Source organism: Nostoc sp. CHAB 5715, assembly GCF_020829685.1.
Taxonomy (GTDB): Bacteria; Cyanobacteriota; Cyanobacteriia; order Cyanobacteriales; family Nostocaceae; genus Nostoc.
In genome coordinates this window covers 1-8006 of record NZ_JAIVFR010000265.1, presented here as the reverse complement: position 1 = coordinate 8006, position 8006 = coordinate 1, and the positions used below count along the sequence as shown (strand labels likewise).

Below are 8006 nucleotides of genomic sequence, written 5' to 3'. Positions count from 1 at the left end.
CCGCAGCCGCTTGTTGTGAAATTCTTTTGAATTTTACCGAAGAAGAATTCAGAATTCAGGAGCCAGAATCCAGAATGGATTCTGTGCGACTGGATGGAGAATCGAGGTTTAAAGCCCCCGATTTTAAACGCGCGTGATATTAAATTCTTTCCGTGATTGTTACCCCTGACTTGACTGCTGGGGTATTCTGAATTCTGAATTCTGTCTTCTGACTCCTTCTCATTATGACTTTGCTTACATAATATTAGGAAATATAAAAAATGACAGTAAAACTAGCAATTGTAGGCATAGAAGCATTTTTTGGTACGTGTCATGGATTGGATAAATTTGAGCGTAGTATTTACGATGCGACCCAGTATTTTATTCCTATTCCTCCTATACGCCGTCAAGACATACAGCCAAAGCTGCCAACACTGGAAGAGGAGGATCATAACAATCAAGCATTGTTGGGAGCTTATATTCAAGATTTTGAAATCGATGCGTTTCATTTCAAAATCCCGCCCAACGACATAGATAAACACGACCCTAAGCAATTGTTAATGCTAAAGGTGATTGATCAAGCTTTAAGGGATGCAAAGTTAGACCAAAAGCAAAAAAGACTGCAAAATGTGGCTATTGTCGCTGTCATTAAAGAAAACCCAGTTAAGGAAGTTGATAAAAAGTTAGTTGAAACTAGAGATAATGACAACACTTTTAGTGAGAAAACAAATACTGTTTTCCAAAAAATTTCTGCTTTATGGAATACTTCAGGGCCTAACTTTGTTGTCAATGCTGAAGAGAATTCCGTTTTTGAGGCGCTAGAAATAGCAAAAACGTTGCTTACTGTCGGCCCAGTAGACTCTGTGGTGGTAAGTGCTGTGAATTTTGCTGGTGAACTTGACTGTGTGATGTCTGGCAAACCAACCCTCAGTTATGATTGTAATGCCAGTGGCTCGATAGTAGGTGAAGGAGCCGGAGCTATAGTTTTAAAGCGATATGAAAAAGCCAAGCACGATCGCGATCGCATTTATGCAGTAATTGACACAGTTAGTCACCTATACGAAAGTTCAACTAACCCAGCCGAATTAGTTAAACAATCTTGCCAGAAAGCTTTTGCCAAAGCCGGAGTTAGCGCCGCAGACATCGGCTACCTAGAAGTGTTTGCTAGTGGAAATGAACAGCAGGATGAAGCAGAAATCCAGGGTTTAATCCAAGCTTATCAAATTCCTAACTCCGAATTGAGTTGTGCGCTCGGCAGTGTCAAGGCTAACATCGGACACACTTATATTGCCTCTGGAATCGCCAGCTTAATTAAAACTGCTCTTTGCCTACACAACCGTTACATTCCCGCAACACCACAGTGGACTAGCCCAAAAAAACCCGAAATTTGGCAGGACAGTCCTTTTTATGTCCCTACTGAATCTAGACCCTGGTTTTTAAATTCAAGACAAACAACAAGAGTAGCTGCTATAAATAGCCTAGCTAGCGACGGGACTTATGCACACATAATTTTATCAGAAGACTCCAGTTCACAAGATTGCAACCATAGGTACTTAGAACAAAGTCCCTTCTATCTTTTCTTGATCGCTGCTAATAACCAATCTGGATTACTAGAGCAACTTGAGACATTAGAACAGACAATTAAAAATAGTTCCTCTTTGTCTACCGTTGCTAGTCAGACCTTTGCCACTTTTCAAAATAATCCACAAGCGATTTATGCTTTAGCGATCGTTGGACACAACCAAGACGAATTGCTTCGGGAAATCCAGCGCGGACGTAAGGGCATCCCCAATGCCTTTGCTTGCGGGAAAGACTGGAAAAGCCCATCAGGCAGCTATTTCACCGCCAAGCCCCAAGGTAAACGGGGTCATATCGCTTTTATTTACCCAGGTGCTTTTAATTCCTACATTGGCATGGGTCGGAAACTTTTCTACTTGTTTCCTAAAACTTTTGAGAGCGCTACCAGTTTCGTTTCTCAACCTAACCTATTTTTTCGTGAGAAATTACTTTATCCCAGAAGTCTCAATCAAATATCTAAAAGGCAACTAGAAGATATAGAAGCAAAATTACTCGATGATCCGCTATCGATGCAAGTTTCTGGAACAGGTTTTTCAGTGTTGTTAACACATATCTTGAGAGATTATTTCCAAATCCAACCTCAAGCTGCCTTTGGTTACAGTATGGGCGAAAGCACCATGCTGTATTCCTTGAATGTTTGGACTAGCGGCGACAATGTTAACAAATTTGTTCATTCATCAGAACTGTTTCAAACACGCTTAGTAGGTGCGAAAAAAACAGTCCGAGATTATTGGGGCTTACCCGAAAATCTACATGAAGACGAAGCTGTGTGGCATAGTTATGTTCTCATGGCTCCACTATCTAGCGTTGTCTCTCGCCTCAAACAGGAAACTCAAGTTTATTTGACAAATATTAACACGCCAAATGAAGTTGTCATCGCTGGAGAACCCCAAGCCTGTCAGAGAGCGATCGCAGATTTGAATTGCGATGCGTTCCGCGCACCTGCTGACTTGGTACTCCATTGTGAACCGATGGCTAGTGAATATGATCAGCTAATTAAACTTAACACCTCACCGACTCAAAACGTCTCAGGGATTAATTTTTATTCTTCAGCTAATTATGACCTAATGCCCCTTGATAGGGAATCTCTGGCTCATCGTGTTAGTCAAGGATTTTGTCAGCGCGTTGATTTTCCACGACTGCTTAACCAGGTCTATGAAGATGGAGCTAGGATATTCATTGAAGTTGGCCCTGGTAACACCTGTTCCCGATGGATTGCTGATAATCTCCAACAAAAAGAACACGTTACTATATCCATCAATCGTAGAGGAGCCGATGATTATACTACTATTGTTAAAGCTTTGGCACAACTTTTAAGTCATCGCGCCTCTGTGGATTTGTCACCACTGTACTGTACAAGAGCAGAAAGTAGCAATCAAAAGAAATCTTTTATTAAAAATATCAGCTTAGAAAAGTATCCGTTGACGCCTACGAGTTTGAGTGTAAGCAACAACAAAGGCGGTGAAAATTTAGATTCAATCAGCTTATCTCAAAGTAGTGTTTCTGTCTCTAAAGAGTCTAGCAACGTTATTTTTGATGAAGCTGATGTACTTGAGTTTGCCCAAGGACAAGTTTCAAAAGTATTGGGTAAAGATTATGAAATTATTGACCCTTATCCTAGACGAGTAAGGCTTCCCAGTCCTCCTTATCTGTTTATCAGCCGTGTAAACAAAATTGATGGCGTCAGAGGTGAGTATGGTTATGGTTTTGTACAAACTGAATACGATCTGCCTTCTGATGCTTGGTTCGCTGTTGATGGTCAAATTCCTATAGGAATATATGAAGAAGCAGGTCAGGGTTTCTTACTTTTACTTGGTTACTTGGGAACTGATTTCGATAATCAAGGGCAACGGTCATTTCGCTTACTAGATTTAACTGCTACATTTCTCAGTGACCAGCCAGAAGACATCAAAACTATGCGTTATGATGTTAAAATAAACTCTTCTGTCAAAACTGCGTCAAACTTGGTTGTTTTTTTTAGTGGCGAGTGTTTTCTTAACGAAAAATTATTTCTAAAAATTTCTGGAGGCTGTGCAGGATTATTTTCTGACGAGGAATTGGAGCAAGGACAAGGTATTATTTTTACTGAGCGAGACGAAAAAGAAAGAAGCCAAATTCAGAAACAGTATTTTCAATCGTTACTATCGTGTCAAAAATCTACTTTTGACCGTCAAGACTTACTTCATTTAACCCAAGGAAATATTGCTGCTTGCTTCGGTACTAATTATCAACAAAATGGCTTGAATTCATCACTGCGATTACCGTCAGAGAAGCTGTTGATGTTTGATAAGGTGTTATCTGTTGATTCTCAAGGAGGAGCTGCGGGATTAGGTTTAGTTACTGCTATAAAAACTGTAGAGCCAAGTGACTGGTATTTTCTCTGTCACTTTAAAAATGACCCGACTATGCCCGGTAGTCTCATGGTTGAAGGTAGCTCTCAACTATTGCAATTTTATCTGCTGTTTTTGGGATTACAAACTTGCACTAATAATGCCAGATTTCAAGCTATTGCTCAACGTCCACAAATAGTACGTTTTCGTGGACAAGTTACGCCAGCTTTTAGTACTTTAACCTATCGATTAGAAGTGATTGAAATGGGGCGATCGCCTGAACCTTTTGCTATAGCTAATGTCGAAATTATTTATGGTAATAAAACCATTGCTTATATCAAAAATTTGGGAATACAGTTATCTGAAAAACCTGTAAATTGATGATTAAAATTAATCTAGTTTCATAAAAAACTGAAAACTTGTTGTAATTATAATACAATACGGTTCAGTTAAGGCTAAAACTATGTTACAAAGTCAATTTTTTTAACGAACCGCCAAGACGCCAAGGACGCAGAGAGAAGGAAGAAATGCTTAACTGAACTGTATTGAATTATAATAGGATTTTCCAAATGTTAGGGAATGGAAATAAAGCAAAAGATGCCTCCACAACTTTACTAGAAGGCCGCAACGTGACAAGTTCTTTCAATAATATCAACAAAACTAGGAAGGGTGATTTAAATTCAATTGCCTTTGAGGAAATGGAAATCAAATCTCGGCTGTTGAATTTGCACCAACCTTGTTATGTTATCCAAGATCAGAATCGGGTTGGTATCGCCAACCAAGGTAATTTTTACGACCCTAACAACAGTCAAAGTGAAAAATTAGAGACTTTGATGGTTGTGCCGCCACTACCGCCGCAACAGTTAGGCGATCGCGACTTCCTCGCTTTTCATGGTGTAAAATATGCATATATGGCTGGTGCAATGGCAGGTGGCATTGCTTCCGCAGAATTAGTAATTGCTTTAGGAAAAGCAGGCATTTTGGGTAGTTTTGGTGCGGCTGGTTTGGTTCCTTCCCGCATTGAAGCAGCTATTAACCAAATTCAGCAAGCCCTTCCCCAAGGCCCTTACGCCTTTAACCTGATTCACAGTCCCAGCGAAGAAGCCTTGGAACGCCGGGCTGTAGATTTATATCTCAAACACGGTGTTAGAACTGTAGAAGCTTCAGCATTTCTGGATTTAACCCCCCATATCGTCTATTATCGAGCTGCGGGGCTAAGTTTGAATGCGAGCGGTCAAATCGAAGTTAAAAATAAAATCATTGCCAAAATTTCTCGTCAAGAAGTGGCGACAAAATTTTTACAGCCAGCCCCAAGAAAAATTCTTCAGCAACTGGTTGAACAACAACTAATCACAGAATTACAAGCTACTCTGGCAGAAAAAGTTCCGATCGCTGATGATATTACCACAGAAGCAGATTCAGGTGGACATACAGATAATCGTCCTTTGGTTTGTCTTCTACCCGCCATCCTCGTTCTTCGAGATCAGATGCAGCAAAAATACCGCTATGACAAACAGGTAAGAATCGGTGCAGCAGGAGGTATTGCAACACCTGAATCAGCATTAGCTGCCTTTATGATGGGGGCTAGTTATATAGTGACTGGTTCTATTAATCAATCTTGTGTTGAAGCTGGCACTTCTGTGCATACAAAAAACTTGCTAGCCCAAGCGAGTATGGCTGATGTAATTATGGCTCCTTCTGCCGATATGTTTGAAATGGGAGTAAAAGTACAACTGCTCAAACGCGGTACTCTTTTCCCAATGCGGGCGCAGAAATTATATGATCTTTACAGAAGTTACAACTCAATTGATGAAATTCCACTTGAGGAAAGACAAAAATTAGAAGAGCAAGTCTTTGGCAGAAACCTGGAAGCTATTTGGCAGGATACGGTTGCTTTTTTCACTGAACGAGATCCTGAGCAAATTACTAGGGCAAACGACAATCCTAAGCGGAAAATGGCGCTAATTTTTCGTTGGTATTTGGGATTGTCCTCTCGCTGGTCTTCTTCTGGTGAAAAAGGGCGAGAAATCGATTACCAAATTTGGTGTGGCCCCGCTATAGGTGCTTTTAATGAATGGGTAAAGGAGTCTTATTTAGCTGAATCAAATGCACGACATGTGGTTGACGTTGCTCACCACATTATGACTGGAGCAGCTTACTTATACCGATTGCAAAGTTTGAAATTCCAGGGTTTGCAAATGCCAGCCCACTACCGTTACTATCGCCCAATTCCTTTGAGCGTAGGCAGGGAGTAGGGAGTAGAGACGCGATTAATCGCGTCTGTACTAGGGAATCAGCCTTTTCCAGTTGAGGGGGAGTTTTTTCATAAATCAAATAGGAATCCTATATAAGTCAGTTTCAGCTACAAGCTGAGTGTGTTACCTCCAAATTAGGACTTACGCAAAAATTGTTAAAAAGCTTAATTTATCGAACCGCCCTTCGGGTTCACCAGTCGCCTACGGCGGGAAACCCGCCTACAGCGCTGGTTCACCAAGACGCCAAGAGCGCCGAGAATAAGTAAAACTCAATTGTTTAATTTATGCAAATGAACCACTTTATTACTATTTCAAATTCTGGACAGTTTGAAATCGCAGATATTGAAGCTTGGTTGGTTAACCAGTTTGCCGAGCGGCTGGAAATTGATCCGGAAGATATAGATATTCATGAGCCTTTTGATAACTACGACTTAAATTCAGTAGAGACAATTATCCTATTGGGAAAGTTAGAAAAGTGGCTGGGACGCAATCTCAATCCTACTTTAATCTTTAATTACCCAAATATTGCAGAACTTGCTGAACGCCTAGCTGAAGAAACTAGTGCAACAAGGCAGAAGGCAGAAGGAAAGAAAGCTTCTAGTATCAGCTTTTTAATCTTTTTTTTACTGGTTAGTTATTTCTCCTATGCGGCACTAGAGTTTCAAATTCAGTAGTGCTGAGTTCCGTTAGCGGATAGCTATGGTTTAGTCCGTGCTGAGTTAGGACTCAATTGTGAGTACTCATTGTTCAGCATTCAGCACTGTTTTAGCAATGACAAAAATGTGGTGCAATCAAGGAAGGTAGTTGAAATGGAAGCGATCGCAATCATTGGTATTGGCTGCCGATTTCCTGGCGCAAAAGATCCAGAGGCTTTTTGGCAACTTTTGTGTAACGGAGTTGATGCCATTACAGAGATCCCCAAAAATCGCTGGGATCTGAATCAATACTATGACCCAAACCCGGAAATTCTTGGCAAAACGAACTCGCGCTGCGGCGGCTTTTTACAGCAAGTAGACCAGTTTGACCCTCACTTTTTCGGAATTTCACCGAGAGAAGCCATGTCTATGGACCCCCAGCAACGACTCTTATTAGAGGTGGCTTGGGAAGCATTAGAAGATGCTGGACAGGTGCGAGAACAGCTATCCGGCTCACGCACTGCCGTGTTTGTGGGTATTTCCACAAACGATTACACCTTGATTCAGGGAGAGGGTTATTCCCAACAGATCCAAGGCTACGATCTAACTGGTAATGTGTTGAGCCTTGCTGCTGGTCGCCTTTCCTATGTATTCAACTTTCGGGGGCCAAGCATGGCAATTGATACGGCTTGTTCCTCGTCACTTGTTGCAGTTCACCTTGCCTGCCAAAGTTTATGGAACAAAGAAGCTAGCATGGCTTTGGCTGGAGGTGTGAATATTATTGTTTCACCGACTGGACACATTGGTTTAACTAACCTAAAGGCTTTGTCTCCCGATGGTCGTTGCAAAACCTTTGATGCCGAAGCTAATGGCTATGTTCGCAGTGAAGGGTCTGGTTTTATTGTCCTCAAACCTTTATCGCAAGCTTTGGCAGATAATGACCAGATATATGCACTTATTCGTGGCAGTGAGATTAACCATGATGGACGCAGTAAGGGATTGACCGTGCCTTATGGCCCTGCTCAAGAAGCACTGATTCGTCAAGCATTGGATAATGCTGGGGTGACACCAGCTGAAATTAGCTATGTTGAGTTGCACGGTACTGGCACTCCTTTGGGAGATCCAATTGAAGCGATCGCAGCTTATGACGAAGCGTTAAAAGTGCGTAACGCCAAAGATACACCTCTAGAGTACGCTAACACAATTTCCCACAAAGCCAACGCCTTATT

Annotated in this window: 4 protein-coding genes; all 4 read left to right on the top strand. The window is 41.4% G+C overall.

Going from position 1 to position 8006, the window contains the following annotated elements; translation table 11 throughout:
* The first annotated feature begins 260 nt into the window (after positions 1 to 260).
* Complete coding sequence (locus tag LC574_RS16200) at positions 261 to 4268, top strand: PfaB family protein (protein WP_229454465.1); 4008 nt, start codon at positions 261 to 263, stop codon at positions 4266 to 4268.
* 188 nt (positions 4269 to 4456) lie between these two features.
* Entirely contained in the window at positions 4457 to 6142 is a 1686-nt protein-coding gene (locus tag LC574_RS16195) for a PfaD family polyunsaturated fatty acid/polyketide biosynthesis protein (protein ID WP_229454464.1), read from the top strand.
* 284 nt (positions 6143 to 6426) lie between these two features.
* Complete coding sequence (locus tag LC574_RS16190; RefSeq protein WP_229454463.1) at positions 6427 to 6816, top strand: acyl carrier protein; 390 nt, start codon at positions 6427 to 6429, stop codon at positions 6814 to 6816.
* Positions 6817 to 6951: 135 nt separating this feature from the next.
* Positions 6952 to 8006 (top strand): polyketide synthase (locus LC574_RS16185; protein ID WP_229454466.1); only part of this gene is annotated, 1055 nt, incomplete at its 3' end.

What these genes read in the sequence shown, in the direction of transcription:
- LC574_RS16200 (WP_229454465.1), top strand. Translation starts at nt 261, where the DNA reads ATGACAGTAAAACTAGCAATTGTAGGCATAGAAGCATTTTTTGGTACG.
- LC574_RS16195 (WP_229454464.1), top strand. Translation starts at nt 4,457, where the DNA reads ATGTTAGGGAATGGAAATAAAGCAAAAGATGCCTCCACAACTTTACTA.
- LC574_RS16190 (WP_229454463.1), top strand. Translation starts at nt 6,427, where the DNA reads ATGCAAATGAACCACTTTATTACTATTTCAAATTCTGGACAGTTTGAA.